Annotated in this window: 24 protein-coding genes and 1 pseudogene; 13 read left to right on the top strand and 12 right to left on the bottom strand. The window is 58.6% G+C overall.

Translation table 11 applies throughout. From position 1 onward, the window contains the following. Positions 1-20 precede the first annotated feature (20 nt). From mutS to sppA, 8 genes and pseudogenes are all read right to left on the bottom strand, one after another. Positions 21-2,672: a DNA mismatch repair protein MutS gene (mutS, locus tag ACTJK5_RS11530; protein ID WP_440612603.1), complete on the bottom strand. Its 2,652-nt coding sequence runs from the start codon at positions 2,670-2,672 to the stop codon at positions 21-23. A gap of 181 nt (positions 2,673-2,853) precedes the next feature. Further along, positions 2,854-3,651 (bottom strand): annotated as a pseudogene (locus ACTJK5_RS11535) (GNAT family N-acetyltransferase); the annotation flags it as partial. Between the two features lie 214 nt (positions 3,652-3,865). Then, positions 3,866-4,360, bottom strand: a complete 495-nt coding sequence (gene lspA, locus ACTJK5_RS11540; protein WP_062427114.1) for a signal peptidase II — start codon at positions 4,358-4,360, stop codon at positions 3,866-3,868. After that, complete coding sequence (locus ACTJK5_RS11545) at positions 4,360-5,217, bottom strand: TrmH family RNA methyltransferase (RefSeq protein ID WP_062599199.1); 858 nt, start codon at positions 5,215-5,217, stop codon at positions 4,360-4,362. The genes lspA and ACTJK5_RS11545 overlap by 1 nt, the downstream gene beginning before the upstream one ends. Continuing rightward, a complete protein-coding gene (locus ACTJK5_RS11550) occupies positions 5,214-6,347 on the bottom strand; it encodes a class I SAM-dependent methyltransferase (RefSeq protein ID WP_440612472.1) in 1,134 nt (377 codons plus the stop codon). Before ACTJK5_RS11550 ends, ACTJK5_RS11545 begins: the two co-directional genes overlap by 4 nt. A gap of 192 nt (positions 6,348-6,539) precedes the next feature. Then, positions 6,540-6,881, bottom strand: a complete 342-nt coding sequence (locus ACTJK5_RS11555) for a LapA family protein (RefSeq protein WP_062443025.1) — start codon at positions 6,879-6,881, stop codon at positions 6,540-6,542. Positions 6,882-6,965: 84 nt separating this feature from the next. Then, positions 6,966-7,271: an integration host factor subunit beta gene (locus ACTJK5_RS11560; protein ID WP_062427118.1), complete on the bottom strand. Its 306-nt coding sequence runs from the start codon at positions 7,269-7,271 to the stop codon at positions 6,966-6,968. 26 nt (positions 7,272-7,297) lie between these two features. Next, positions 7,298-8,254 (bottom strand): signal peptide peptidase SppA, encoded by a 957-nt coding sequence (gene sppA, locus ACTJK5_RS11565; protein ID WP_112358686.1) that lies wholly within the window; start codon positions 8,252-8,254, stop codon positions 7,298-7,300. 245 nt (positions 8,255-8,499) lie between these two features. On the opposite strand from sppA, the gene lptC reads away from it, so the two are divergent. The 6 genes from lptC (at position 8,500) to ptsN (ending at position 13,656) form a co-directional block, all read left to right on the top strand. After that, positions 8,500-9,165 carry an LPS export ABC transporter periplasmic protein LptC gene (lptC, locus tag ACTJK5_RS11570; RefSeq protein ID WP_062599197.1) on the top strand — a complete coding sequence of 222 codons (666 nt, stop codon included), beginning with the start codon at positions 8,500-8,502 and terminating at the stop codon, positions 9,163-9,165. A gap of 12 nt (positions 9,166-9,177) precedes the next feature. After that, the gene (locus ACTJK5_RS11575; RefSeq protein ID WP_062599196.1) at positions 9,178-9,750 is read left to right on the top strand and encodes an LptA/OstA family protein; all 573 of its coding nucleotides are present in this window, start codon (positions 9,178-9,180) and stop codon (positions 9,748-9,750) included. A 16-nt stretch (positions 9,751-9,766) separates the two neighbouring features. Further along, entirely contained in the window at positions 9,767-10,573 is an 807-nt protein-coding gene (lptB, locus tag ACTJK5_RS11580; protein ID WP_062443030.1) for an LPS export ABC transporter ATP-binding protein, read from the top strand. 211 nt (positions 10,574-10,784) lie between these two features. Then, entirely contained in the window at positions 10,785-12,326 is a 1,542-nt protein-coding gene (rpoN, locus tag ACTJK5_RS11585; protein ID WP_440612473.1) for an RNA polymerase factor sigma-54, read from the top strand. 224 nt (positions 12,327-12,550) lie between these two features. Beyond that, on the top strand, positions 12,551-13,126 hold the full coding sequence (gene hpf, locus ACTJK5_RS11590; RefSeq protein WP_062427124.1) for a ribosome hibernation-promoting factor, HPF/YfiA family: 576 nt from the start codon (positions 12,551-12,553) through the stop codon (positions 13,124-13,126). A gap of 68 nt (positions 13,127-13,194) precedes the next feature. Beyond that, positions 13,195-13,656, top strand: a complete 462-nt coding sequence (ptsN, locus tag ACTJK5_RS11595; RefSeq protein ID WP_062427309.1) for a PTS IIA-like nitrogen regulatory protein PtsN — start codon at positions 13,195-13,197, stop codon at positions 13,654-13,656. A 211-nt stretch (positions 13,657-13,867) separates the two neighbouring features. Here ptsN and grpE read toward each other — a convergent pair whose 3' ends face one another. Next, positions 13,868-14,500, bottom strand: coding sequence for a nucleotide exchange factor GrpE (gene grpE / locus ACTJK5_RS11600; protein WP_062599194.1), 633 nt, complete (start codon positions 14,498-14,500; stop codon positions 13,868-13,870). 166 nt (positions 14,501-14,666) lie between these two features. Next, a complete protein-coding gene (gene hrcA, locus ACTJK5_RS11605; protein ID WP_062443036.1) occupies positions 14,667-15,758 on the bottom strand; it encodes a heat-inducible transcriptional repressor HrcA in 1,092 nt (363 codons plus the stop codon). Positions 15,759-15,924: 166 nt separating this feature from the next. Between hrcA and rph the strand changes: the two genes are divergently transcribed. From rph to hemW, 3 genes are read left to right on the top strand one after another with little or no spacing between them, the layout of a single operon-like run. Continuing rightward, positions 15,925-16,641: a ribonuclease PH gene (rph, locus tag ACTJK5_RS11610; protein WP_112520010.1), complete on the top strand. Its 717-nt coding sequence runs from the start codon at positions 15,925-15,927 to the stop codon at positions 16,639-16,641. Between the two features lie 13 nt (positions 16,642-16,654). Then, positions 16,655-17,299, top strand: coding sequence for an RdgB/HAM1 family non-canonical purine NTP pyrophosphatase (rdgB, locus tag ACTJK5_RS11615; RefSeq protein WP_440612474.1), 645 nt, complete (start codon positions 16,655-16,657; stop codon positions 17,297-17,299). Positions 17,300-17,307: 8 nt separating this feature from the next. Continuing rightward, positions 17,308-18,522: a radical SAM family heme chaperone HemW gene (gene hemW / locus ACTJK5_RS11620; protein WP_440612604.1), complete on the top strand. Its 1,215-nt coding sequence runs from the start codon at positions 17,308-17,310 to the stop codon at positions 18,520-18,522. Between the two features lie 45 nt (positions 18,523-18,567). Here the strand turns inward: hemW and ubiB are convergent, their stop codons facing one another. Both ubiB and ubiE read right to left on the bottom strand, forming a co-directional pair. Further along, positions 18,568-20,142, bottom strand: coding sequence for a 2-polyprenylphenol 6-hydroxylase (gene ubiB / locus ACTJK5_RS11625; RefSeq protein ID WP_440612475.1), 1,575 nt, complete (start codon positions 20,140-20,142; stop codon positions 18,568-18,570). A 35-nt stretch (positions 20,143-20,177) separates the two neighbouring features. Beyond that, a complete protein-coding gene (ubiE, locus tag ACTJK5_RS11630; RefSeq protein WP_062427130.1) occupies positions 20,178-20,954 on the bottom strand; it encodes a bifunctional demethylmenaquinone methyltransferase/2-methoxy-6-polyprenyl-1,4-benzoquinol methylase UbiE in 777 nt (258 codons plus the stop codon). Positions 20,955-21,155: 201 nt separating this feature from the next. Between ubiE and mutM the strand changes: the two genes are divergently transcribed. The 4 genes from mutM to dnaA all read left to right on the top strand — a co-directional run bounded on the left by mutM (position 21,156) and on the right by dnaA (position 25,690). Beyond that, the gene (mutM, locus tag ACTJK5_RS11635; RefSeq protein ID WP_440612476.1) at positions 21,156-22,070 is read left to right on the top strand and encodes a bifunctional DNA-formamidopyrimidine glycosylase/DNA-(apurinic or apyrimidinic site) lyase; all 915 of its coding nucleotides are present in this window, start codon (positions 21,156-21,158) and stop codon (positions 22,068-22,070) included. Between the two features lie 17 nt (positions 22,071-22,087). Further along, positions 22,088-22,861 carry an enoyl-CoA hydratase gene (locus ACTJK5_RS11640; protein WP_440612477.1) on the top strand — a complete coding sequence of 258 codons (774 nt, stop codon included), beginning with the start codon at positions 22,088-22,090 and terminating at the stop codon, positions 22,859-22,861. Positions 22,862-23,082: 221 nt separating this feature from the next. Then, positions 23,083-23,349: a 30S ribosomal protein S20 gene (rpsT, locus tag ACTJK5_RS11645; protein ID WP_062427133.1), complete on the top strand. Its 267-nt coding sequence runs from the start codon at positions 23,083-23,085 to the stop codon at positions 23,347-23,349. Positions 23,350-24,121: 772 nt separating this feature from the next. After that, positions 24,122-25,690: a chromosomal replication initiator protein DnaA gene (gene dnaA, locus ACTJK5_RS11650; RefSeq protein ID WP_113226881.1), complete on the top strand. Its 1,569-nt coding sequence runs from the start codon at positions 24,122-24,124 to the stop codon at positions 25,688-25,690. Positions 25,691-25,878: the final 188 nt, after the last annotated feature.

Below are 25,878 nucleotides of genomic sequence, written 5' to 3' on the forward strand. Positions count from 1 at the left end.
ATGGACAGGCACTCTACGCATCAAGCGTTGCCAAGTTGTTTCTTGAGCGCATAGAGCGCATCCAGTGCCTCGCGCGGCGTCATTTCATCCGGGTTCAGCACCTTCAACGCCTCATCCACCTTCGAGTTGCCCTTGGCGCTTGTCGCTTCGCGCCGGACCACGACCTGAAACAGCGGCAGATCATCGATCAACTGGCTTGCCGGGTTCTTGCGATCGGCATCTTCGAGTTGGTTGAGAACCTCTCTTGCGCGCTCCACCACGGCGGCGGGAAGGCCGGCAAGGCGGGCCACCTGAATGCCATAGGAGCGATCCGCAGCACCGGGACCAACCTCGTGCAGGAAGATGACATCGCCTTCCCATTCCCGCACCTTCATGGTGACGTTGGAGAGGCGGCCGAGCTTCTCAGACAGCACCGTCAGCTCATGGAAATGGGTGGCGAAAAGACCGCGGCAGCGGTTCACCTCATGTAGGTGTTCCACCGTCGCCCAGGCGATGGACAGGCCGTCGAAGGTTGCCGTGCCGCGCCCGATCTCATCGAGGATGACGAGCGAACGTTCGGTCGCCTGATTGAGGATTGCCGCCGTCTCGACCATTTCGACCATGAAGGTCGAGCGGCCACGGGCGAGATCGTCCGAAGCACCAACACGCGAGAACAGCCGGTCGACAATGCCGATATGAGCGGCTTCTGCCGGAACGAAGGACCCGATCTGGGCGAGGATGGCAATCAACGCATTCTGACGCAGGAAGGTCGACTTACCGCCCATGTTCGGACCGGTCAGCATCCAGATCGCGCCGTTGCGATTGCCGTTCACCGCCGAAAGATCGCAATTGTTGGCGATGAAAGGACCGCTCGACTGACGGCGCAAGGCATGCTCCACGACCGGGTGACGCCCGCCGCGGATCGCAAACGTCATGGAGCCATCGACCACCGGCCGGCAATAGGCGTGTTCGGATGCAAGATGTGCGAGGCTTGTCGCCACGTCGATGGCAGCAAGTGCCAGAGAGCCCGCCTTGATGGCTTCGGCTTCGGCCACCACCGCCTGCACCATCCGGTCGAAGGCTCGCAACTCCATGGTAAGGGCCTGGGCGGCGGCGTTGGCGATGCGGCTTTCCAGATCGGCAAGCTCGGTGGTGGTAAAGCGCATGGCGCCCGCCATCGTCTGGCGGTGAATGAAGCGCGCCTTGGCTTCGTCGCTTCCCGTCATCACATCGGCATTGCCAGCCGTCACCTCGATGAAGTAGCCGAGCACATTGTTGTGCTTGATCTTCAGCGACTTGATGCCGGTCTCTTCCGCATATTGCAATTGCAAGCCGGCGATCACCCGACGCGACTGGTCGCGCAGCGCCCGAACCTCATCAAGTTCCGGGTTTGAGCCTTCACGAATGAAGCCGCCATCGCGCTTCAGGAGCGGAAGATCCTCTGCCAGCATGTCGGACAACATGGTTTCCAAAGCAGAAGGCAACGCCTTCAGGTCGGAGAGCGCTGCCGCCAGTTCGTCGGGTAACAGCCCCTGATCAAGCAACTGACCGACGATCGCGGCAGCGGCAAGTCCCTGGCGAATGGCACCGAGATCGCGCGGGCCGCCGCGATCGAGCGCCAGGCGCGACAGCGCGCGCGGCATGTCTGCCACCTGCTTCAAAGCCTCGCGCAGACCATCGCTCAAGGACACATCGTCGATCAGATAGGCCACCGCATCGAGACGGGCGTTGATCCGTTCCGGATGGGTCAGCGGCGACATCAGCCGTTCCGCCAGAAGCCGCGCACCGCCGCCAGTCACCGTGCGGTTGATTGCCTGCAAGAGCGATCCGTCGCGTTCTCCGGCAAGCGTCTTGGTCAATTCCAGATTGGCGCGGGTCGCGGGATCGATGAACAGCGTCGAGGCAGAGCTTTCGCGCTCCGGCGCGCCGAGAGGCGGGCGCTCGGCGATCTGAGTCTTCTCGACATAGGCGACGGCTGCAGCGGCGGCTGCCAGTTCCACACGGGAGAAAGCTCCGAAGCCATCCAGCGTCGAGACGTTGAAGTAGCGCGCGATGCGGCCTTCGGCGGTCGCGCTATCAAACAGGACGGCAGGTTGAGGGACGGCGACGCGACCCAGCACATCGAAGGTCGGTCGCAGTTCTTCGTCGTGAAACAGGCTGTCGGCCACAATCAACTCGCGCGGATCGATGCGCCAGATGTCGGCCAGCAGCCGCGTCAAAGTCGTCTCCGCCAGTCTGAAGACGCCGGTGGAGATATCGATCCAGGCGAGTGCAAACTGCGCCTCCGAACTGCCGCGAATGCGCGCAAGCGCCATGAGGTAGTTGGATTCTGTCGGCGAGAGCAGCTTCTCTTCGGTCAGCGTGCCGGGCGTGACAAGACGCACGACGTCACGCTTGACCACCGATTTCGAGCCACGCTTCTTGGCTTCCGCCGGGTCTTCCACCTGTTCGCACACAGCAACGCGATAGCCGCGCATGATCAGCTTTTGCAGATAGTCATCCGCCGCGTGGACCGGAACGCCGCACATGGGAATGTCCTGACCCAGATGCTGGCCGCGCTTGGTAAGGGTGATGCCGAGCGCGCGCGAGGCTTCCGCCGCATCGTCGAAGAACAGTTCGTAGAAATCGCCCATGCGATAGAAAAGCAGCGAACCGGGATTGTTCGCCTTGATCTCGATATACTGCTCCATCATCGGCGTTGCCGATGCGCGGCTCTCTTCGGAAATGAGCGAGGCGGTGGAATGAACGTCCGTCAATGGCGTGATCGTATCTGCTTGGGGCTTTGAGAAAACAAAGCCGGAGACTACCGGCGCGGCTCTCCAAGAACAACACGCAGAACGACGAACCCACAGGAAGCTTGATGCCGGAACGGTATCAGCCGTTGAAGCGCTCGGCGTCACCGCCATAGTAATTGATGTAGCGGCCGGCAATCGATGAGACTGGCAGGATCACCAGCACGTCGGTGGTGTTGAAGGCGTGGTCGACCACGGCACCGGCACCGAACATGGCGCCAAGACGCATGTAACCCTTGATCAGCGGCGGCATGGCGTTGAGCGCCCGACGCGGATTGATCGCTTCAAGCGGCATCATATCCATTTCGCGGTAGAGCTCCGGCAGTGCCTCGGTCCGCCATTCAGCCTTGGAGCCGCAGCTATGATGCAGGAAGGACAGCGCCAGCGCGTGAGCTTCCGGCTGAATGCCCGGGAAGGAGGCACAGCCGATCATCGCATCCATACGGTGACGGACGGCATAGGCCCAGTTGCCTTGCCAGAGAAGTTCGAGGGTGCGCTTGGTGCGATACTCCGGCAGCACGCAGGAGCGTCCAAGTTCCATGAAGCGCTTATCCGGGTGGCGCGCGATCAGGCTCTCGATTTCGAATTCGCTTGCCGAGTAAAAACCCTTATTCGCCAACGCCGTTTCCTGCCTGAGCAGGCGATAGGTGCCGACGATCTGATCTTCGGGATCGCCTTCAATGGCGTTGTCGAGAACCAGGAGATGGTCGCAGACGGCGTCGAAGGCATCGATGTCGCGACCGCGACGCATCGCGTCCGCCGGAAGCCGCGCACCCATCTCTTCGACGAAGACGCGGAAGCGGACCTGCTGGGCTGCGTCGATTTCGCGCTCATTTCTGGCGAGACGTGTTTCGAGGGAGCCGATACGACCAAAGACGTCGGCTTCCCGCTTTTCGGCAGCTGACAAAACAGCGCCGCCCAAGCCCGTGCCAACAATGCTGCGTTCCAGAACTTCCGAGACCATGGAGAATCGCCCCGCCACCGTTTGATCTTGGCGTCATAAATCACTTCTTGACGACAAAACAGTGACAGTTAGCCGCGTAAGTGACGTTGCGTAAACTAAATTTCGCGATCCGGTCTTGCGTAGCAGTCGTTCAGGTTTTCTTTCGTGCCGCCTTGGCCTGCAACAACTCATCCAGAATGACGCAACCAGCACCGATCGTTATGAAGGAATCGGCCAGGTTGAAGACGGCGAAGGACCAGGTCTCCGTGTGGAAGAGGATGTAGTCCACGACGTGCCCGTACAGAAACCGGTCGAAGATGTTTCCCGCAGCACCGGCGATGATCAGCGCAAAGCCGAGATGGGCAAAGGTGCGATCTGCGTCCGTCTTTCGCCACAGCCAGATGACGAAGGCGACGATGAGAAGCCGCATGGTGACGATCGCCCAGCCCTCCATGCCCGACAGCATGGAGAAGGCCACGCCAAGATTGTAGGTGCGGTAGAGCGCCAGGAACGGAATGACAGGCACCATCTCCTGCAGAGGCAGATATTTTTCCACCAGCACCTTGATGATCTGATCGGCAAGCAGCGCCAGAAGAATGAGGGCGATGGCGGGAGCGGGTCTGGAGAAGAGAGCGGGCTTGGCCATTACTTTACCATCGCAAGTTCGAGAAGATGTCGGCGCGCTTCAAACAGCATGACTGCGCTTGCGATCGCGAGATTGAGAGAGTCGGCCCGACCCTGTTGCGGGATGCGAGCAAGCTGGTCCGCCTGCGAGGCAAGCTCCGGCGGAAGACCGGACTGCTCGTTGCCCATCAAAAGCACGACCGGCCTCTTCTTGTAGTCGATGGTGCGGTAATCCACCGAGCCGGCGAGATGGGTTGCCACGACGCTGACGCCAGCACTCTTTCTCCAGCTCAAGAACTCATCCACCGATGCGCGTGCAACAGGCATTGCAAATACCGAGCCCATGGTGGCCCGCACGGTTTCGAGCGAGAAAGGATCTGTGCAATCGCCGACGAGAATGACTCCGGAGGCACCGGCTGCATCTGCCGTGCGGATGATCGTGCCGAGATTGCCAGGGTCGCGCACCCGGTCGAGCGCGACATAAGTCTCACCCGCAGCAGGCCGGATATCTCTGAGCGGCTTCCATTTCTGATCGAAGATGCCGACGACCATCTGTGGGTTGTCGCGGCGGGTGATGGATGAGATCACCTTTTCGCTGACTTCCAGCACGAGACCACCGGACGCCACCGTCTTCACCGCAGCCTGCTCGACCAGCGGCTTGCCCTTGGCGGCCTTGGCATAGACCAGCGTGCGGATCGTCCAGCCGAGTTCCAGCGCATCGATGACAAGCTTCAGTCCCTCCGCCATGAAGGTGCCGCTCTCTTCGCGGCCCTTCTTCTGGGTGAGGTTCTTGATGTCCTTGATGATCGGATTGGCGAGGCTGGTAACTTCCTTGACCTGCCCTACCCTGCGTGGGCCGTTTTCATGACGATCATTCATTTCGGCACCCAGCGGCTGAAGAGAGAGGTTGAAAGCACACGGCCCGGCGTCTTGCCATCTAGACCCGCTTCGCGGATGACGAGTTCGCCGGAGGTAACCTCGCCACCTGCACCGCGCATGGTTTCGCGCATCAACTCGTGCATCGAGTAGAAGCTGGCGCGGATGGAATAGGCGGTCAGCACGTATCCCAGCGCCTTAGGCGACAGGATTTCGCGGCAGACATCCAGCATCAGCGGCAGATGATCGTAGAGATCCCAGACCTCGCCATGGGTACCGCGGCCGAATTTCGGCGGATCGGTGAGGATGATGTCGTAGCTGTTGCCGCGACGTTCCTCGCGCAGGATGAACTTCATGGCGTCTTCGCAGATCCAGCGGATCGGCGCATTCTCAAGACCGGCAAGCGCCTGGTTTTCTCGCGCCCAGCCGATCGCCTTTTTCGAGGCGTCCACATGGGTGACTTCCGCTCCGGCGGACGCCGCGACAAGCGACGCGACACCGGTGTAACCGAAGAGGTTCAACACTTTCAGCGGTCGATCGGCCTTTTCGATTGTTTGCTTCAACCACTCCCAATGGACGATCTGTTCGGGGAAAACACCCACATGGCGAAACGCGGTAAAGCGGCCGAGGAAATCGACGCCGAGCAGAGACAGCGGCCATGTCTCGCCAAGAGCTTGCTTTGGAAAACGCCAGCGTCCGCTGCCTTCTTCATCCGTATCCCCGGTGAAGATCGCATCGGCATTGTCCCAGACCCGTTCGGCAAGGTTCGGCCGCCACAGCGCCTGTGCCTCGGGACGAACGATGCGGTACTCGCCATATTGCTCGAGCTTCAGGCCATTGCCGCTGTCGATCAGGTGAAAGTCACCAGCACCGAGCGATTCAAGGATGACCGGCACCTGCTCGGTCGGAAGCGCGCCGGAGCGCTCCTTCAACGGGCGCGGAGGTGCGGCTTCGACGGCGGGAGCAGAGGCCTGCACCTTTTCCTTGGGAGCGGAAGCAGCGGGGCGAACGTAATCTGGAGCGCGTGCGCGCGCAGCATCCTTCGGGCGAGGCAGCTTGCTGCCGGGCTTGCCTGAGCGATTGTCCTGTCCGGCGCGCGGTTTTGCGCCCTGGCGGTTGTCTTTCTTCTTCAACGACGGTCTTTCCACGTCTCGACGCGAGAGGTACGGAGAATGGCCGTACCACTTGCGCTTTCCTGTCTGCATCCCGGGCCAACGGCGGCCCGGATGCGGTTGGAAAGCGCATATCACTAGAATGGGGGATTATCAAAGGGCGTGGCAAAATGATGCGCCGTGCTGACGGATCAAAGAACCGAGAGCCGCCGACTATTTTGCGGCAAGCTGTCTTGAAACGGGTGATGCCGTTTGCGTGTTGGCGGCTGCCTTGGTGGCCTCATCGTGCCAGCGAATGGCTTCTCGCGCCTCGAGACGAGCGCGCTTGCGGTGCTTTCCCTGCGAAATCCAGGTTGCGGCAGAGCCGAGCAGAATGCCGAACAGAACCGACAGAAAAATGAAAACGAAGAAGGGTGCCGTGAAGGAGAGAACGCTGTCACTGGGTTGGAACGGATTGAGCGCCAGTGTCACACTCTCGCGGTTTGCTACGCACAGGATGATCAGAATGATGGCCAGTGGCAGAAGGATCAACAGGTTGACGATCTTCTTCGACATTCAAGGTACTCCGTCTTTGGGGGCCTTCATGCAATCTGGACGAACGTCACGCCGGACTTAAGGATTGTCGAGCGTCGATTACGCTCAATCCTCGTCTTCGACGTCGCCCATGCCCGGGTTGAGCCTTTCGCGAAGCTCTTTGCCGGTCTTGAAGAAGGGAACCCATTTTTCCTCGACAAAAACGGACTCACCCGTGCGCGGGTTCCGTCCAGAACGAGAGGGCCGGTTCTTTACCGAGAATGCGCCAAATCCACGAAGTTCGACACGATTGCCGGCAGCAAGCGCATCGGTGATTTCATCAAGAACCGCATTGACGATATTTTCGACATCGCGGTGATACAGGTGCGGGTTACGCGCAGCAACGATCTGCACCAGTTCAGACTTAATCACAGTTGCCCCCTGAAAGGATTAGGTTTTTATCGGCCATCAACCTGCCAAACCGAAACAAGACCGTCAAGAAACAACTTGTCGGTGCCGAGTTGGCGAGACGCTGCAATCGGGAAAAATTCATCCAAGCCCAGCATTTTTGCAAGACCTGCGACGCTGAAGATGGAAAAGGGCGAACGCTTCGATGGTGCCGTCCATTCGATGATGGGCAAATCCTTGTCCACACCGCGGCTTTCGAAATAGGACTTGATCTCGGTTTCACCGCCGAGCGTATCGATAAGCTTGACGGCAACCGCCTGACGTCCGGTGAAGATCGACCCATCGGCAAGCTTCAACACCTCGTCGCGCGGCAGCTTGCGCCGGTCGGCCACCAGATCGACAAACCAGTTGTAGCTGTCCATGACCATGTTGCGGATCATGACCTTCGATTCTTCCGGCGGCTCGTGGAAGGGCGAAGGCTCCGCCTTCATCGGCGAGGATTTGATTTCCTGCAGCGACACGCCAAGCTTGTCGAGGAGCGGTCCGACCTGCGGATACTGGAAGATCACACCGATGGAGCCGGTGATCGAGGTGTCGCCCGCGACGATCGTGTCGCCGGCGGTTGCAATCATATAGCCGGCGGAGGCTGCAAGCGTGCGGACGTCGGACACGACCGGCTTCTTCTTGTCCGCTACGGCGCGGATCGCCTTGAAGATGCGCTCGCCGCCGTAAGTTGTGCCACCGGGCGAAGAGATGGAAACGATCAGGCCCTTGGCGCTGGTGCTGTCTGCAATTTTTTGAAGCCGCTCCAGGAGTTCGGTGTCGTCCTGGATCAGGCCGCTGATCTCGATCTTGGCGATATGCGGCCTTGCGCTCGATTCCGGCTCCGCGACAGCGAAGCGATAGACAACAAAGAGGGCCGCTATCAGCAAGAGAACTGCAGCAACCCGCCAGAATGTCAGCTTGCGGCGCAGTTGCCTGCGGTCTGCGATTGCCATCTGGTCCATCAAATCACCTTCGCTTCACGGCAGTTAAGCTTCAACTTCGCCTCGGGCATATGAACCTTGTAACGACCTCTTGCAAGCGCGTGAACTTGCAATGTGCGGTTTTTATAAAAAACACCCGGCTCTTGCGCTCTTTCTGATAAAAACCATATTGGCAGCGCAAGGCCATCGTGCCAAACACGTTAGATGAATATGTAAAGGTCTGTGTGCGACTTTAAGCTGTACTTGTGGACCTCCGGATTTGACGAATGCTCGAAAGACTTAATCAACCGGCACCGGGATTTTCGGTGGCTGACAATCTGCCCGATGCGTATGCTCTGGCGAAGCGTCACTCCGCGCGCGTAAAAAAGTTGAAGATCGGGCTTCCGATCGCAGCAGCGATCGTTTCGCTTGCTTTCATCGGCGTCTCGCTTGCCCGCACATGGCTTCCTGCCGAAGTGTCGCTGCAAAGCGCCTCGATCGAGGACGGCAAGATCGTCATGGAAAAGCCGGCTCTGGCTGGGCGGAACAACAAGGGTTTCGACTACTCTATGAATGCCGAGCGCGCGCTTCAGGACGTGACGACGCCGAACCTGATGACGCTTGAGAAAGTGCTGGCAGCCGTGCCGATGAATGACATCGTGGCACAGGTGGTGGCGCAGGAAGGCATCTTCGACCGCACGACAAATAAGTTGAAAATGACGGCGCCCTTTGACATCAATCTGAGCAATGGCCTAAAAGCCAAATTTCAGTCTGCCAATGTCGACCTGAAAGCGGGAACGATGGAGAGCGACCAGCCGGTCGACATCACCACGAAGGAAGGCTCGATTGTTGCGGAAAGCCTACGCATAGCCGATAATGGCAGAACGATTGTATTTTCGGGGCAGGTACGAGCTCGTATTGCTGCATCCACCATTCAGAACGCAGGCAAGTGAGAGCCCGACCAGATGATGCAGATTTCCCGCAACGCCCCCTTCAAGAGAACCGCCGGAATTTCGGCTGCCATTGTTCTGGCATGTCTTTCCACACCGGCCTTTGCTCAGAACACGACCAGCAAGATGGACGGAATGAAGCTTTCCAGCGACCAGCCGATTGCGATTGAAAGCGATCAGCTCGAGGTGCGCGACCAGGAGCACAAGGCCTACTTCACCGGCAACGTGAAGGTTGTTCAGGGAACGACCACGCTGCAGGCTGGCAAGATGACGGTTCTCTACAAGAACAAGGGCGACGGGCAAACGACATCGGTGACCGGCGGTGATGCCGATATCGACAAGATTTTCGTCGACAATTCCGTTTACCTGACATCTGGTACACAGAAGGCCACGGCCGATCATGGCGAGTTCGACATGGCCTCGCAGACCTTTACGCTTTCCGGCAAGCAGGTTGTCCTATCGCAGGACACCAACGTCTTCACCGGCTGCAAGCTGACGGTGCTGATGAATACTGGTGAAGCCAAGCTAGAGAGCTGCGGCGGTCCCGTCCGCATCATGCTCGATCCCAAGTCGCAGAAAAAGCAGTAAGCCGCTCATCGTGAAAATGCCCTTGATTTCAAAGCTTCTTGGCAGAGATTCCGCACGTCCGTCGACAGCCGACGCGAATGCGGGCGATAAATCTCGCTATGAAGGCACCTTGATCGCCCATGGCCTGACCAAGACCTACAATACGCGTCGCGTTGTCAACGGCGTGTCGCTTGTCGTGCGTCGCGGAGAGGCTGTCGGACTGCTGGGGCCGAACGGTGCGGGCAAGACCACCTGCTTCTACATGATCACCGGCCTCGTTCCCGTGGATGATGGCAAGATCGCCATCAACGGCAATGACGTGACGGGCATGCCGATGTATCGCCGCGCGCGCCTTGGCGTCGGCTATCTTCCGCAGGAAGCGTCGATCTTTCGCGGCCTGACGGTCGAGGACAATATTCGCGCTGTTCTGGAAGTGCATGAGAAGGACGAGAAGAAGAGAAACCGAAAGCTCGACGAGCTGCTGGAGGAGTTTCACATCTCCCAGCTTCGTAAGTCTCCTGCGGTCGCTCTTTCGGGCGGCGAACGCCGTCGTCTTGAGATCGCCCGTGCTCTCGCGACCGATCCGACCTTCATGCTGCTCGATGAACCCTTTGCGGGCGTCGATCCGATTTCCGTCAGCGACATTCAGAATCTCGTGCGCCACTTGACGGCACGCGGGATCGGCGTTTTGATCACCGACCATAATGTGCGCGAAACGCTGGGTCTTATCGACCGCGCCTACATTATTCATGCGGGCGAAGTGCTGACGCACGGTCGGGCCGACGAGATCGTCAACAATGCCGATGTTCGTCGCCTCTATCTCGGAAACAACTTCAGCCTCTGAGGGCCGCATTTTCAGGCCTGAAAGCGCGGCAGTCTTAACGGGAAGGTGATGATGTCACAGCGTTCCCGTCAAAGAATCTTGCTCTGCACCTCACTCTTGACCTTGACCAAACCCAAATAAAAAGCAATTTTTGGGCCAAGTTCTCCTTGTTTTGCTGAACAACAAAAATTTTCTGCAAAACAGGGGCGTGTTTGGGAGTCGAGTGTCCGCCATGGCCTTGTCAGCCAGCCTGTTGCTGCGTCAAAATCAGTCACTTGTGATGACTCCGCAGCTGATGCAGTCGATCCAGCTGCTTCAGATGACGCATATCGAGTTGGTCAGTTTTATCGCCCAGGAAGTCGAAAAGAACCCTCTGCTTGAAATTGCGGCAAATGACAGCGATCCTGGCGAAACATTCGGCAGCGACGAAGCTACGAGTTCGCAAGCTTCAGATAGTATTGAATCATCCCATACGAGCGAGACGGCGGAATGGTACGGCGATGACGCCCCTGTTCTCAACGAGGCGCTGGACACCAATTTCGCCAATGTGTTTCCGGATGATGAGAGCGGACGCAAGGCAGACGCGCCGGAGCTTCTCGGCCAATGGAAATCCATGCCCGGCGCCGAGGCTGGCGACGACTACGATCTCGATGATTTCGTTGCGCGCAAGCCGAGCTTGCGCGACCACATTGCACAGCAGGTGCCATTCTCGATCACCGGTCTCACCGACAGCATGACAGCCGACGCTCTGCTCGATCATCTCGACGAGACCGGCTATGTCTCCGCTGACGCGGTCAGCGATGTGTCAGAGCGGCTGGGACGGCCGGAAAAGGACGTCGAGGCGATCTTGCGCATCCTGCAGAGCTTCGATCCGCCTGGTGTCTTCTCTCGCTCACTCAGCGAATGCCTGTCGATCCAGCTGCAACAGAGAGATCGGCTGGACCCGGCGATGCATGCTTTCGTCGGCAACCTCGATCTTCTGGCCAAGCGCGATTTTGCCACACTGAAAAAGCTTTGCGGCGTCGATGAGGATGACCTTCTCGACATGCTGAGCGAGATCCGTGGTCTTAATCCGCGTCCCGGTGCTGGCTTCGAGACGGGCTCGTGCGAGACCATCATACCGGACATTATCGTCCATCCCTCCACCGATGGAAGCTGGCTGATCGACCTCAACCCGGAGACTCTGCCGCGCGTCCTGGTCAATCACAGCTATTTCACGGAAGTGTCCAAGGTGAAACCGCGCGCAGGGGAAGACGGCGAATTCCTCTCCACCTGCATGCAGACGGCCAACTGGCTGACGCGCAGCCTCGATCAGCGGGCAAGGACGATCATGAAGGTGGCGAGCGAAATCGTCCGGCAGCAGGATGCGTTTCTGCTGCATGGCGTGGATCACTTACGCCCCCTCAATCTGAAGCAGGTCGCCGATGCCATCAAGATGCATGAATCGACGGTCAGCCGCGTCACATCGCGCAAATACATGCTGACGCCGCGTGGCGTCTTTGAACTCAAATATTTCTTCAGCGTCTCTATCGGCTCGTCGGAGGGTGGCGACAATCACTCGGCAGAGGCGGTTCGTCATCGCATCCGCACGATGATCGCGCAGGAAGCGCCAAGCTCGGTTCTGTCCGACGACGATATCGTCGATCAGCTGAAAAAAAGTGGCATCGATCTGGCGCGACGGACTGTCGCAAAATATCGTGAAGCGATGAACATCCCCTCCTCCGTGCAGCGCCGTCGGGAGAAAAAGGCGATGGCCCGCATGGCCTCGGCTTGAGCCCTTTTATTATAGTTTACAAACACTTAACATTGACAATTGACTTGCCCAGCCGACAAGGCTAGAAGCTCGCCGCAGACAAGGCGGGGGTCTGAAGAGGGAATTGCATTCAAGGGGCAGCGGCATTCGTCTGCAAAGGCACGAAAGAGGTCGCGAAACGCTTGGATGAGCGCTCAGCTTGACGTAAGCTGGTATACGCAAATCACTGAAAAAGGAAAAATTCCATGAGTGTGCGTGTATCTGGTAAACATATGGATGTGGGCGAGTCTTTCCGTCAAAAGATCGAGGACAATATAAGCCAAGCCGTTACCAAATACTTCGATGGGGGGTATTCCGGCCAGGTGACGGTCGCGAAGTCCGGCCAGCTTTTTGCTGCGGATTGCAAGATCCACCTCGATACTGGGGTCGTTCTGCACGCGGCAGGACAGGCCAACGATCCGCAAGCCAGCTTCGACGCGGCGGCAGAGCGCATTGAAAAGCGCCTGCGTCGTTACAAGCGCAGGCTCAAGGATCACCATAACGGTTCAGCGTCCAAGGGGATCGATGAGGAAGTCGCCTACCGGGTGATGGATGCAGTCCCGGATGAGGATGAGGAAATCGCGGAAGATTTCGCGCCAACAATCGTGGCCGAGACTTCCAAACAGATCAAAACCATGACGGTTGCAAGCGCAGTCATGGCTCTCGATATGACCGATGAGCCAGTTCTGCTGTTCCGCAGCCCGTCGAAAGAACTCAACATCGTCTACCGTCGCAACGATGGAAACATCGGCTGGGTCGACGCGGCGATGATCAAGAGCTGAAGTCTAAGGACCCGGAAGGCGCCCTCAAGCGTCTTCCGGTTCGTCTCGATGGCATGAAGGAAAAAGAAATGGCATTGGCAGATTTGCTGCACCAAGATGCGATTATTCCCGCGCTAAAGGTCAATTCCAAGAAGCAACTCCTTCAGGAACTGGCAGCAAAGGCATCCCGTATCACCGGGGTTTCCGAGCGGGACGTATTCGACGTCATCTTGCAGCGTGAGCGGCTCGGCTCCACCGGCGTCGGTCATGGCATTGCCATTCCCCATGGAAAGCTCAGCAGCATTTCCTCCATTACCGGCGTCTTCGCGCGCCTGGAAACACCCGTCGACTTCGAAGCACTCGACGACCAGCCGGTCGATCTCGTATTTCTTCTGCTCGCGCCGGAGGGTGCCGGCGCCGACCACCTGAAAGCCCTGTCGCGGATTGCCCGCGTTCTGCGCGACCCGGAACTGGTGGCGAAACTGCGTGCGACTGATTCCGATACGGCGATCTACACCTTTCTTAACCAGGAGCAGGTGAACGCGGCCTGAACGCCAAGCTTGGGTTCACGCGAACATAGCCTCGACGTTTAAAGCGCCGTGCGTCCTATTGGACGCACGGCGCTTTACCATTTTGAATCGACGCATCGTGCTTTCCGAAAATCGAGACCGATTTTCGGGCCGATGCTGTAAAACAAAGGCCCGGGTATCGATCAGATATCCGGGCCTTTTGCTATTGATCAGATGAAGACGAAGAAGGCGCTCAGGCGTCTTTCTCGTTGAGACCGCTTGTGCCGGGCTCAGCACCTGCCGGCGCTTCAACCTTCGGGCCACCCTTGGCCACGCCGACCATGGCTGGACGCAGAACGCGCTCGCCGATGGTGAAGCCAGCCTGCACCACTTGGACGACAGTGTTGTTCGGCACGGTGGTGTTCGGGATTTCGAACATGGCCTGGTGGAAGTTCGGATCGAACTTCTCACCCTCGGCATCGATCTTCTTCACGCCGTGACGCTCAAGTGCGGAGAGCATGGAGCGTTCCGTCATATCGACGCCTTCGATGAGACCCTTGATATTGGCTTCGGCACTTTGCTTCAGTTCTTCTGGAATGGTGTCGAGCGCCCGGCGAAGATTGTCGGAGACGGCCAGCATGTCGCGCGCGAAGCCGGCCACGGAATAGGCCTTTGCATCCTTGACCTCGCGTTCGGTACGACGGCGAAGATTGTCCATCTCAGCGGCCAGACGCAGGAATTTGTCGCGAAGATCGGCGTTTTCCGCCTTCAGCACATCGATCGGATCGGGTTCTGCCTGCTCCGGCACCGCATTCTCCGCCGTGGTCGCTTCCACTGCTTCGTCGGCAGCGCCTGCGTCAGGTCCGGTCTTGTTGGTGTCAGTCATGACGTTCTCCAAATTACATGTGTATTGTGGCTTGCAATGAGATTGAGCCCGATATCGAGCTTTGCCATGCAAAAATCAAGGCTTACGGGAAAAAGGAGCGGTTTTTCAAGCGACCTGCGCGGTTAGACCGTTTCCTTTTCAGATGGAAACGTCAAATGGAAACGCTCTAACGTCGCTTGGTTGAAAGCCGCGCCATGATCTGGGCGGTGTAATCCACCATCGGCACGATGCGGGAATAATTCAGCCGCGTCGGGCCGATAACCCCGACAGCGCCGACGACCCGGTTCTCGTCGTCCTTGTAGGGTGCGACGATCAGCGATGAGCCCGACAGGGAAAACAACTTGTTTTCCGAGCCGATGAAAATCCTGACCCCGGAGCCGGTCTCTGCCAGATTGAGGATCTCGATCAGGTTTTCCTTGCGCTCCAGATCGTCGAAGAGAAGACGAACGCGGTCGATATCTTCTTCGCCTGCCAGACCCTCGAGAAGATTGGAGCGGCCGCGCACGATCAGTCGCCCAAGCTTGCCTTCCTCATTGTCGCCGGACCAGACGGCAAGCCCCCGCTCCACCAGATCCTGGGCCAGCGTGCTCAGCGCGCTTTGAAGCTCGTTCTTCTGTCGGGCTATCTGGCTGCGCAGTTCCGGCAAGGTCTGGCCGCCGAGATGCGCGTTGATGAAGTTGGCGGCCTCGGTCAATTGCGACGAAGTGATGCCGGCCGGCAGTTCGATGATGCGGTTTTCGACCTGGTTATGGTCGCCGACCAGAACGGCGAGCGCCTTGGTCGGCTCCAGCCGGATGAACTCCACATGTTTGAGGACGGCATCGTTCTTTGCGGTCAGCACCAGCCCTGCCCCGCGCGACATGCCGGAGAGCATGCTGCTTGCCTCATACAGCAGGCCTTCGAGAGACTGTTCGCGCCCGGAGATCGGGCCGATATGCCGGTCGATATTGGCGCGCTCGGCCTCGGGCAGTTCGCCCACCTGCATGAAGGCATCGACGAAGAAGCGAAGCCCGGTCTGGGTCGGCAGGCGTCCGGCACTGACATGCGGCGAATAGATGAGACCGAGCTCCTCCAGATCGCTCATGACGTTACGCACAGACGCTGGCGACAGTGACATAGGAAGCAGGCGAGAGAGACTGCGCGAACCGAGCGGTTCGCCCGTTTCCAGATAGCCTTCCACAATGCGCCTGAAGATCTCGCGTGAGCGATCGTCCAGAAGCGCACCTGGCTCTTTGCCAATGGGAGGAGTTATGCCCATGCCGCTCGTTCTTCCCCAAGCTGTTTTTGACTGTCTTGAATATAGTCACTCGGTCTTCCAAGTGAAAACGGAAATTCGGCTCTAAGCCTTGCTCTTCCGCTTTTCCTTTGCAAAAGCGTCGCCCTGACCTTAGAAGGCGGGAAGTTAAGAGACGGAGAGAAACGATATGCGGCCCTCAGGCAGAAAAACCGACCAGATGCGTAAGGTATCCTTCGAGCGCAACTTCTCCAAGCACGCCGAAGGCTCCTGTCTCGTCAAGTTCGGCGATACGCATGTTCTGGTCACCGCCAGCCTCGAGGAAAAGACGCCGCCATGGCTGCGCAACAGTGGCAAGGGCTGGGTTACAGCTGAATATGGCATGCTTCCCCGCTCCACCAACGAGCGCATGAAGCGCGAAGCAGCGTCCGGCAAGCAAGGCGGCAGAACGCAGGAAATCCAGCGCCTGATCGGCCGTTCGCTGCGCGCAGTCGTTGATCTGCAAGCGCTTGGCGAACGCCAGATCAGCATCGACTGCGACGTCATCCAGGCCGATGGTGGTACGCGTACCGCCTCCATCACCGGTGCCTGGATTGCACTTCACGACTGTCTGAAGTGGATGGAAAGCCGCAACATGTTGAAGGTCGAAAAGGTTCTGAAGGACCATATCGCCGCCATCTCCTGCGGCATCTTCGCCAATCAGCCGGTGATCGATCTCGATTACCTGGAAGATTCCTCTGCGGAGACCGACGCCAACTTCGTCATCACCGGCTCTGGCGGCATCGTCGAAATTCAGGGCACCGCCGAGGGCAAGCCATTCTCGGAAGAGGAATTCCTGACCCTGCTAGGCCTTGCCAAGGCGGGTTGTGCGGAACTCGTCGAGATGCAGAAGCAGGCAATTGCCTGAACGGGACAAGACCATGCGCAAGCTTGATACCAGAACCATCGTCGTTGCCAGCCACAACAAGGGCAAGATCGCAGAGATCGCCGACCTGATCGGCCCTCTCGGCTTTTCGGCAAAATCGGCCGCCGAGCTGAATTTCGAAGAGCCGGCTGAAACCGGCACGACCTTCGAAGAGAATGCGGCGATCAAGGCGCTCGCTTCGGCCAAGGCATCCGGCATGGCGGCGCTCTCCGACGATTCGGGTCTGGTGATCGACGCGTTGGACGGCGCGCCGGGCGTCTACACTGCGGACTGGGCAGAGACCGGCAACGGCACACGCGATTTCGCCATGGCGATGCAAAAGGTCGAAGACGCGCTTCAGGAGCGTGGCGCGACGACACCGGAGCAGCGCACCGGCCGCTTCGTCAGCGTTCTTTGCCTGGCCTGGCCGGACGGCCATACCGAGTTTTTCCGCGGTGAAGTGGAAGGCACGATCGTCTGGCCGCCCCGCGGCACGAGCGGTTTCGGCTACGATCCGATCTTCCAGCCGGAAGGCTACACAACCAGCTTTGGCGAGATGACTTCCGACGAAAAGCATGGCTGGCGCCAGGGCGATGCGACAGCCCTGTCGCACCGCGCACGCGCTTTCAAGACCTTCGTCGAAACCTGCCTGGAGGCATGAGCATCACAATGACCGGGAGCGGCCTTTCTTCTGCGCCCGGCGCCCATCCGTCCGGACATGCGGACCTTCTGCCGGATACGGGCGAACCCGGCTTCGGCATCTATGTTCACTGGCCCTTCTGCGCGGCCAAGTGTCCCTATTGCGATTTCAACAGCCATGTCCGCCATCAGCCGGTGGATCAGGAGCGGTTCGTTGCCGCCTTCCTGCGCGAAATGGAAACGATGCGGCAGTTGAGCGGCCCGAAGGTCGTCACCAGCATTTTCATGGGCGGCGGCACGCCGTCGCTGATGGACCCGCAGACGGTCGGCGCCATTCTGGATGGTATCGCCCGTTATTGGCGCGTGCCGGACGGCATCGAGATCACCATGGAGGCCAATCCATCCAGCGTGGAAGCGGAACGCTTTCGTGGCTACAGGGCCGCCGGCGTCAATCGCGTCTCCATGGGCGTACAAGCGCTGAATGACCGGGATCTGAAGTTCCTCGGACGCCTGCATGATGTGGCCGATGCGCTGAAGGCTATCCGGCTGGCGCGCGAAATCTTCCCACGCATGTCCTTCGATCTCATCTATGCCCGCCCCAATCAGACAGTTGAGGAATGGGAAAAGGAGCTCGCAGAGGCCATCTCCTATGCGGTCGATCACCTGTCGCTCTACCAGTTGACGATCGAGGAAGGCACGGCCTTCTACGGTCTCCATAAGGCGGGCAAGCTGATCGTTCCCGATGGCGAACAGTCGGCTGTGCTTTACGAGGCGACGCAGGAAATCACCGCGCGTCACGGTCTTCCGGCCTATGAAGTTTCCAATCACGCGCGTCCCGGTGCTGAAAGCCGCCATAACCTCACTTATTGGCGCTACGGCGACTATGCCGGTATCGGCCCCGGCGCCCATGGACGCCTGACCAAGGGCGGCGCCAAACTCGCAACCGCGACCGAGCGCCACCCCGAGACATGGCTGCAAGCCGTGGAGCGCGATGGGCACGGCATGGTGGATCAGGAAATGCTGGGGCGTGACGAACAGGCCGACGAGTTGCTGTTGATGGGACTGCGGCTTCGCGAAGGCGTCGATCTCGCCCGCTGGAGCGAGTTCTCAGGTCGCGATCTGGACCCGGATCGCGAAGCGGTTTTACTGGAACACGGCTTTATCGAGCGGCTTGGAAATTCGCGCGTCCGCTGCACGCCGTCGGGCATGCTGATCCTGGATTCAGTGGTTGCCGATCTCGCTTAAGGGGCGCTCTCTAAATGCCCGGAGAGCGCACCGGTTGCCATCGGATCAACTGATCCTGACAGCGATATAGATCAGCGTCACCGCAATCACCCAAAGCGCCAGGCGACCCCAACGGGTGTGACGGGCTTCTGACCTCCCAATGGCTTCGGCCGTGCGTTCGTCGAAGCGCAAGCCGTTTTCGCTCATATACATCAGTTCGGAATGCAGCTTTTCGGTCTTGGCAGCGATCTCGGGTGCCGCTTCCGCCAGCTTGATCGCTGCCTTCACGCCGTCCTTCAGATCGGTGACGATACGCTTCGGCCCGAGATTGTCGCGGATCCAGCCGCTGACGACGGGGTCTGCGGCCTTCCACATGTTGAAGCGCGGATTGAGGATACGTGAGACGCCTTCGACGACGACCATGGTCTTTTGCAGCATGACCAGTTCGGGACGCGTTTCCATGTCGAAGAGTTCGGTGACTTCGAAAAGCAGCGTCAGGAGCTTGCCCATGGAAATGGTTTCGGCGGGCTGGCCGTGGATCGGCTCGCCGATGGCGCGGATCGCTTGGGCGAAGCTTGCCATGTCATGCTGGGCCGGTACATAGCCCGCTTCGAAATGCACTTCAGCTACGCGCATGTAGTCGCGCGTGATGAAGCCATAGAGGATTTCCGCCAGGAAGCGACGCTCCTTTTTGCCCAAACGTCCGGCAATTCCCATGTCGACTGCGACGATGATGCCCGTCGGATCAACGAAAAGGTTTCCGGGATGCATGTCCGCATGGAAGAAGCCGTCGCGCAGCGTGTGGCGCAGGAAGGACTGGATGAGCGTATCGGCGAGCGCATTGAGGTCGTGACCGGCCGCCTTCAGCGCATCCGTATCCGACATCTTGATGCCGTCGATCCATTCCATGGTGACGACGTCGCGACCGGTGCGTTCCCAATCCACTTCCGGCACACGAAAGCCAGGGTCACCCTTGGTGTTTTCGGCAAGCTCGGAAAGAGCCGCCGCCTCGAGGCGAAGGTCCATCTCGATCTTGGTGGTCTGCTCCAGCGTCTTGGTGACTTCGACCGGTCGCAGACGCCGGGCGGAGCGGACGAAACGCTGCTGCAGATCGGCCACCAGATACATGGCTTCCAGATCGTCCTGGAAGCGCTGTCGCACGCCAGGGCGGATAACCTTGACCGCCACCTTCTTGCGCCCAGACGGCGTATCGATGACGGCGGGGTGAACCTGGGCGATGGAGGCCGCGGCTATCGGATCACCGAATTCCACGTAAAGCTCAGAGATCGGACGACCGAGCGAGCCTTCGATATTGGCCTTGGCGGCAGCAACGGGAAAGAAAGCCATGCGGTCCTGCAGACCGGCCAGATCTTCGGCAAAGTCTGCGCCAACCACATCCGGCCGGGTCGCCAGGAACTGACCCATCTTGACATAGGACGGGCCAAGACGGCTGACCGCCTTCGAGAGTCGATCGCTGCGCTCACTTCTCAACGCCTTATTGCGCGCCAGCGGCTCCAGCAAACCCTTGACGAATTTCGCAGAGGCGGGCAGCCCTTCGTCGGGCAGCGCCAGGACCACACCCTCGCGGACGAGAACCCAGCCAACCTTGGCGAGTCGAAAATATGCGCCAAGCGTGCTCATGCGAATGCCCTGCTATGTCCTGGAAATGCCATCGATCAGAGCTTCCAGCCGGAATGCAGCGCGGCAATTCCGCCGGTATAGTTGGTGTAGCTGACGCGTGAGAAGCCCGCGGTTCGGATCATGGCGGCAAAATCATCCTGCCGTGGAAATTTGCGGATCGACTCGACCAGATACTGGTAGGGCTCGGCGTCACCGGTGATCATCTTGCCAAATTGCGGAATGGCGTTGAAGGACCAGGCGTCATAAACCTTGTCGAGGAGCGGCATTTCCACTTCGGAAAATTCCAGCACCAGAAGACGTCCCCCTCGCTTCAGCACACGATAGGCTTCCGAAAGTGCCACGTCGATGCGCGGGACATTGCGGATGCCGAAGGCGACCGTATAGGCATCGAAGCTGTTGGCCTCGAAGGGCAATTCTTCCGCATTGGCCTCGACGAAGGTCAGATTTTCCGTCAGGCCTTTTTTGGCCGCCCGCTCCTCGCCGACGCCGAGCATCGAGCCGTTGATATCGAGAACGGTGGCATGCGCCAGACGATTGGAGGCTTCGACGATGCGGAAGGCAATATCGCCGGTACCGCCCGCCACATCGAGAACTTTGTAGGAAGGGTCCTTGCGGGGCGAAAGTGAGGCGACCATGGCGTCTTTCCAAACGCGGTGCAGGCCGGCCGACATCACGTCATTCATGATGTCATAGCGCTTGGCAACCTTATGGAAGACGTCATTGACCATCCCCTGCTTCTGGCCTTCATTGACCTGACGGAAGCCATAGGAGGTTTCCATACCGCCTTCGGCTGTCGTGCGGGCTTCGGTCATGATCAGTCTCCATTCCTCAATGACAACTAGAGTACCGTGCGTCCTTTAAGACGCACAAAGGACTCTAACTCTTTAAACCAACACATAGCGGAAACGGCTCTGCAACGCTATCTGTTGCACCATAGATATGGCCCGCGACATGTATGTGTGCCGTCTATAGACCACAAGGTCGCCGCGATAAACAGACGTGAAGAGAGTGCCATGCCCGAATTGCCTGAAGTGGAAACCGTTCGACGCGGCTTAGCGCCCGTTATGGAAGGCGCGCGGATCGAAAGACTGCTCCTCACGCGCCCGGACTTACGTTTTCCCTTTCCGGAAGGCTTCGCCGAACTCGTGGAAGGTCGCGATATCCTGTCGCTCGGGCGTCGGGCAAAGTATCTGCTGATCGAACTCGACAATGGCCTGACCATCGTCTCGCATCTTGGTATGTCCGGTTCGTTCCGCATCGAAAGCGGAAATGAGGCCCAAACAACCGGTGAGACATCTGGTGAGACGCCCGGCGAGTTTCACCACCCGCGCTCCAAGGATGGCAAGCACGACCATGTGATCTTTCATCTGACGCGCGGGGTGGACAAGACACGCGTCATCTATAATGACCCGCGCCGTTTCGGCTTCATGCATCTGGTGCGCCGTGCCGATATCGACCTTTATCCGGCCTTCGCCGGTCTCGGTCCCGAGCCGACCGGAAATGCTCTGAGCGCCGACTACCTTGCCAGCCGCTTTGAGGGAAAGACGCAGCCGCTCAAAGGCGCCCTGCTCGACCAGAAACTCATTGCGGGGCTTGGCAATATCTATGTGTGCGAAGCGCTCTGGCGCTCCCATCTCTCCCCGCTTCGTGCGGCATCGACCCTTGTTACCAAAAAGGGCAAGCCGAAGCCTGCTCTGGAAGAGTTGACGCGGCACATACGCGACGTCATCGCTGATGCGATTGCAGCCGGTGGCTCGTCGCTGCGCGATCATATCCAGACCGACGGCTCGCTTGGATATTTCCAACATTCCTTTTCGGTCTATGATCGAGAAGGCCACGCTTGCCGCTTCCCCGATTGCCGGGGTACGGTCGAGAGGATTACGCAGAGCGGACGCTCTACATTCTATTGCGCGGCCTGCCAGAAATAAGGGAGAGGAAGAAAGCCATGGATTACGAGACGATCATTGTCGAGAAGCGCGATGCCGTCGGCGTCGTTACGCTCAACCGCCCGAAAGCGCTCAACGCGCTGAACTCCACGCTGCTGAAAGAGCTACGCCATATTCTCTCGGCCTTCTCATCAGATGACTCCATTGGCGCCATCGTCATCACCGGATCGGAGAAGGCGTTTGCCGCCGGTGCCGATATCAAGGAGATGAGTACGCTCAATTTTGTCGATGCTTATCTTGGCGACTTTCTGGGAGGATGGGATGATGTGGCGGCAAGCCGCAAGCCGGTGATTGCCGCTGTCTCTGGCTTCGCACTCGGCGGAGGATGCGAACTTGCCATGATGTGCGATTTCATCATCGCCTCCGATACGGCGAAGTTCGGCCAGCCGGAAATCACGCTGGGCATCATTCCCGGCATGGGCGGTTCGCAAAGGCTGACCCGCGCGGTCGGCAAAGCGAAAGCCATGGACCTCGTGCTGACAGGTCGCAAGATGGATGCCGCTGAAGCCGAGCGTGCCGGTCTCGTCTCGCGCATCGTCACTTCTGAAAGGCTGCTGGACGAGGCTGTCGAGGCCGCAAGCGTGATTGCAGCCCTGTCACGGGCCTCAGTGCTGATGGCGAAGGAGAGCGTCAACCGCTCCTTCGAGGTTTCGCTGTCGGAGGGCTTGCGCTTCGAGCGGCGCTTGTTCCAGTCGCTTTTTGCCACGGACGATCAGAAAGAAGGTATGGAGGCATTCATCGAAAAGAGAAAGCCGCTGTTCCATAACAAATAGGCGGCGGCACCCGCCAAGCCGGTGTCTGTCGGGAGTCGGAATCTCGGTGTTTTTACGCAAAACGCGTTGACGGGCAGCGGCTTTAGGGTTATATGCCCGCCCACGGTTAGGGAAAGTCATCCGGCTTGTCCCAGTTACTCCCGCAATTTTGGAACATGAGGTCTTCGAACGACCCTATCCTGTGGTTGCGGATTTTGGTTTGAATTCGAAGAGAGGCATACATGGCCAATACAACTTCGGCGAAAAAGGCGACTCGCAAGATCGCTCGCCGTACCGCAGTCAACAAGGCTCGCCGTTCGCGCGTCCGCGGTTTCATTCGCAAGGTCGAAGAGGCCCTGGCAACTGGCGATCTCGCTGTTGCGACTGAAGCGCTGAAGGCTGCACAGCCAGAAATCCAGCGCGCCGCTACGAAGGGCGTCATGCATTTCAACACCGCATCGCGCAAGGTTTCTCGTCTGGCGCAGCGCGTGAAGGCCCTTTCGGCCTAATCCGGCTAAGACAATATTGTGATTGAAAAAGCCTGGCCCTTCGGCCGGGCTTTTTCCGATTCTAACGACCTGTTAACGGTTTCGCAATGAGCATGACATTTATGCTTCAAATGCGTGACGTAGAAAGCTGTTTAATTTCAGTCACTTACGGAAGGTCTTTCAAGAGGCACTATCTTTCCGCTGCGGAAGGCAGCCACAATCTTGAGTCAAGGATTTTTTTATTTTTCTGTCAAAACCGGCCTCAAAAATAGCTCGAAAATGAATCTCATTGATTCATAAGCGATTCTCCAAACAAGCCCGTCGGCCATGCAAAAGGCCCTCCACGAGTCAATGGCAGATCGGCTCAGCCACAGAAAAAACGCCATTGATCTCCGTATGCGATCCTGCCTAAATGCATCTCGACAAGGGGCGCGGATATCTATCCACAAGCTATCTCGAAACAAAGTTCGAAGGCGTAAGCTCCTTGCGGACGGGTTCTGTTCGGACCCGTTTTTTCAAGTCACTGGATGTGTTTGGCTACAACCTTACAGGTTGTAGAAAGATAGACGTGTGTCTTGGTGACGGGTGTCCGAGTTGTGATGTGAGAGTATGCATTGAGAGTAGCATGCCTCTTCATGATGGAGAGGTTAGCGGGATAGCCGGCTCGCGGTTGAAGCCTTGCGCTTCAGGATGGTTTTAGAGGGGCCATCCTTACGGGGACAGTAGGTGGGGTATCTCTGGCGAAGCTTGACGCTCTGCCAGGCTATGATTGGCAATTTGAAAGGCGGCAGGAATGCAATTGAATTTGGCAATGGGTGCGGTGGCAAACGGGGACCGCGCACAGAACGCTTGTGATGCAGTTTGCAATGATGCGGCGGGGAATATATCGAATATGAAGAACGATGCGCTGTTCGAGCGCTTTAGCGCGCGACTGAAGGCGCAGGTCGGTCCTGAAGTCTATGCAAGCTGGTTCGCGCGGCTGAAGCTGCACTCGGTGTCCAAGAGCGTTGTTCGCTTCACCGTTCCGACGACATTTTTGAAGTCCTGGATCAACAACCGCTATATCGATCTGATAACCACTCTGGTGCAGGCGGAAGACGCCAACGTCCTGAAGGTCGAGATCCTGGTGCGTTCGGCCAGCCGTCCAGCTCGCGCTGTCGCGACCGATGACAGAGCGCAGCCAGTCCAGGATGCCACGCCTTCCGCCCAGCGTGCCAAGCCCTTCATCCCACCGCAGATGACCAGCGCTGCAAGCCATCCGGGCTCGTCTGCACCCAGCATGGCTCCGCGCTCTTCTGGCTCCGGTCCGCTCTTCGGCTCCCCGCTCGACACGCGCTTTACCTTCGACACCTTTGTGGAAGGATCGTCCAACCGCGTTGCGCTTGCTGCCGCAAAGACGATTGCTGAAGCCGGCGCGGGCGCGGTACGCTTCAATCCGCTCTTTATTCATGCCGGCGTTGGCCTTGGAAAGACCCATCTTCTCCAGGCGATCGCCAATGCCGCAGTCGATAGCCCGCGCAATCCGCGCGTCGTCTATCTGACGGCAGAATACTTCATGTGGCGCTTTGCCACCGCCATCCGCGACAATGACGCGCTGACGCTGAAAGACACGCTGCGCAACATCGATCTTCTCATCATCGACGACATGCAGTTCCTGCAGGGCAAGATGATCCAGCACGAGTTCTGCCATTTGCTAAACATGCTGCTCGATAGCGCCAAGCAGGTTGTGGTTGCCGCAGACCGTGCGCCGTGGGAACTGGAGTCGCTTGATCCACGCGTTCGTTCGCGCCTTCAGGGCGGTATGGCGATCGAGATCGAAGGCCCGGATTACGACATGCGCTACGAGATGCTGAAGCAGCGTATCGCAACGGCACGCCAGGAAGATCCAAGCTTCGACATCGGCGAAGACATCGTCTCCCACGTGGCCCGCAGCGTCACCGCCAGCGGCCGTGAACTGGAAGGTGCCTTCAACCAGTTGATCTTCCGCCGTTCGTTTGAGCCCAACCTGTCGGTTGAGCGCGTGGACGAACTGCTCGCCCATCTGGTTGGCGCTGGTGAAGCCAAGCGCGTGCGCATCGAAGATATTCAGCGGATTGTTGCCCGCCACTATAATGTCTCGCGCCAGGAGCTGGTCTCCAACCGCCGCACCCGCGTCATCGTCAAGCCGCGCCAGGTGGCCATGTATCTCGCCAAGATGCTGACCCCCCGCTCCTTCCCGGAGATCGGTCGCCGTTTCGGCGGACGCGACCACACGACGGTGCTTCATGCGGTTCGCAAGATCGAGGAATTGATCTCGGGCGACAGCAAGCTTGGCCATGAGGTCGAGCTTCTGAAGCGACTGATCAACGAAAACAATGCCTGATAAGAATGGCGCGGCAGGAAACCCTGACCGCGCCTTTTCATTGCATGACTTGAGCCGCTGATGTTTGATGCGGTAGAGGCAGGCCTCCCGATCATCACAGCATCGCCGTCGAAAAAAGCCCGCCTGTCGTTTCCGACGGCGGGCTTTTCCAGTTTCTGAACTCAAGCATGGTCCACGCAAAAGTGGGC

The organism is Agrobacterium sp. 22094 (genome assembly GCF_052046015.1).
GTDB lineage: Bacteria > Pseudomonadota > Alphaproteobacteria > Rhizobiales > Rhizobiaceae > Agrobacterium > Agrobacterium cavarae.

Excerpts from the sequence above, each read along its gene's own strand:
- mutS (WP_440612603.1), bottom strand. The coding sequence starts at position 2,672 with ATGATGGAGCAGTATATCGAGATCAAGGCGAACAATCCCGGTTCGCTG.
- lspA (WP_062427114.1), bottom strand. The coding sequence starts at position 4,360 with ATGGCCAAGCCCGCTCTCTTCTCCAGACCCGCTCCCGCCATCGCCCTC.
- ACTJK5_RS11545 (WP_062599199.1), bottom strand. The coding sequence starts at position 5,217 with ATGAATGATCGTCATGAAAACGGCCCACGCAGGGTAGGGCAGGTCAAG.
- ACTJK5_RS11555 (WP_062443025.1), bottom strand. The coding sequence starts at position 6,881 with ATGTCGAAGAAGATCGTCAACCTGTTGATCCTTCTGCCACTGGCCATC.
- sppA (WP_112358686.1), bottom strand. The coding sequence starts at position 8,254 with ATGGACCAGATGGCAATCGCAGACCGCAGGCAACTGCGCCGCAAGCTG.
- lptC (WP_062599197.1), top strand. The coding sequence starts at position 8,500 with ATGCTCGAAAGACTTAATCAACCGGCACCGGGATTTTCGGTGGCTGAC.
- ACTJK5_RS11575 (WP_062599196.1), top strand. The coding sequence starts at position 9,178 with ATGATGCAGATTTCCCGCAACGCCCCCTTCAAGAGAACCGCCGGAATT.
- lptB (WP_062443030.1), top strand. The coding sequence starts at position 9,767 with ATGCCCTTGATTTCAAAGCTTCTTGGCAGAGATTCCGCACGTCCGTCG.
- rpoN (WP_440612473.1), top strand. The coding sequence starts at position 10,785 with ATGGCCTTGTCAGCCAGCCTGTTGCTGCGTCAAAATCAGTCACTTGTG.
- hpf (WP_062427124.1), top strand. The coding sequence starts at position 12,551 with ATGAGTGTGCGTGTATCTGGTAAACATATGGATGTGGGCGAGTCTTTC.
- ptsN (WP_062427309.1), top strand. The coding sequence starts at position 13,195 with ATGGCATTGGCAGATTTGCTGCACCAAGATGCGATTATTCCCGCGCTA.
- grpE (WP_062599194.1), bottom strand. The coding sequence starts at position 14,500 with ATGACTGACACCAACAAGACCGGACCTGACGCAGGCGCTGCCGACGAA.
- hrcA (WP_062443036.1), bottom strand. The coding sequence starts at position 15,758 with ATGGGCATAACTCCTCCCATTGGCAAAGAGCCAGGTGCGCTTCTGGAC.
- rph (WP_112520010.1), top strand. The coding sequence starts at position 15,925 with ATGCGGCCCTCAGGCAGAAAAACCGACCAGATGCGTAAGGTATCCTTC.
- rdgB (WP_440612474.1), top strand. The coding sequence starts at position 16,655 with ATGCGCAAGCTTGATACCAGAACCATCGTCGTTGCCAGCCACAACAAG.
- hemW (WP_440612604.1), top strand. The coding sequence starts at position 17,308 with ATGACCGGGAGCGGCCTTTCTTCTGCGCCCGGCGCCCATCCGTCCGGA.
- ubiB (WP_440612475.1), bottom strand. The coding sequence starts at position 20,142 with ATGAGCACGCTTGGCGCATATTTTCGACTCGCCAAGGTTGGCTGGGTT.
- ubiE (WP_062427130.1), bottom strand. The coding sequence starts at position 20,954 with ATGACCGAAGCCCGCACGACAGCCGAAGGCGGTATGGAAACCTCCTAT.
- mutM (WP_440612476.1), top strand. The coding sequence starts at position 21,156 with ATGCCCGAATTGCCTGAAGTGGAAACCGTTCGACGCGGCTTAGCGCCC.
- ACTJK5_RS11640 (WP_440612477.1), top strand. The coding sequence starts at position 22,088 with ATGGATTACGAGACGATCATTGTCGAGAAGCGCGATGCCGTCGGCGTC.
- rpsT (WP_062427133.1), top strand. The coding sequence starts at position 23,083 with ATGGCCAATACAACTTCGGCGAAAAAGGCGACTCGCAAGATCGCTCGC.
- dnaA (WP_113226881.1), top strand. The coding sequence starts at position 24,122 with ATGCAATTGAATTTGGCAATGGGTGCGGTGGCAAACGGGGACCGCGCA.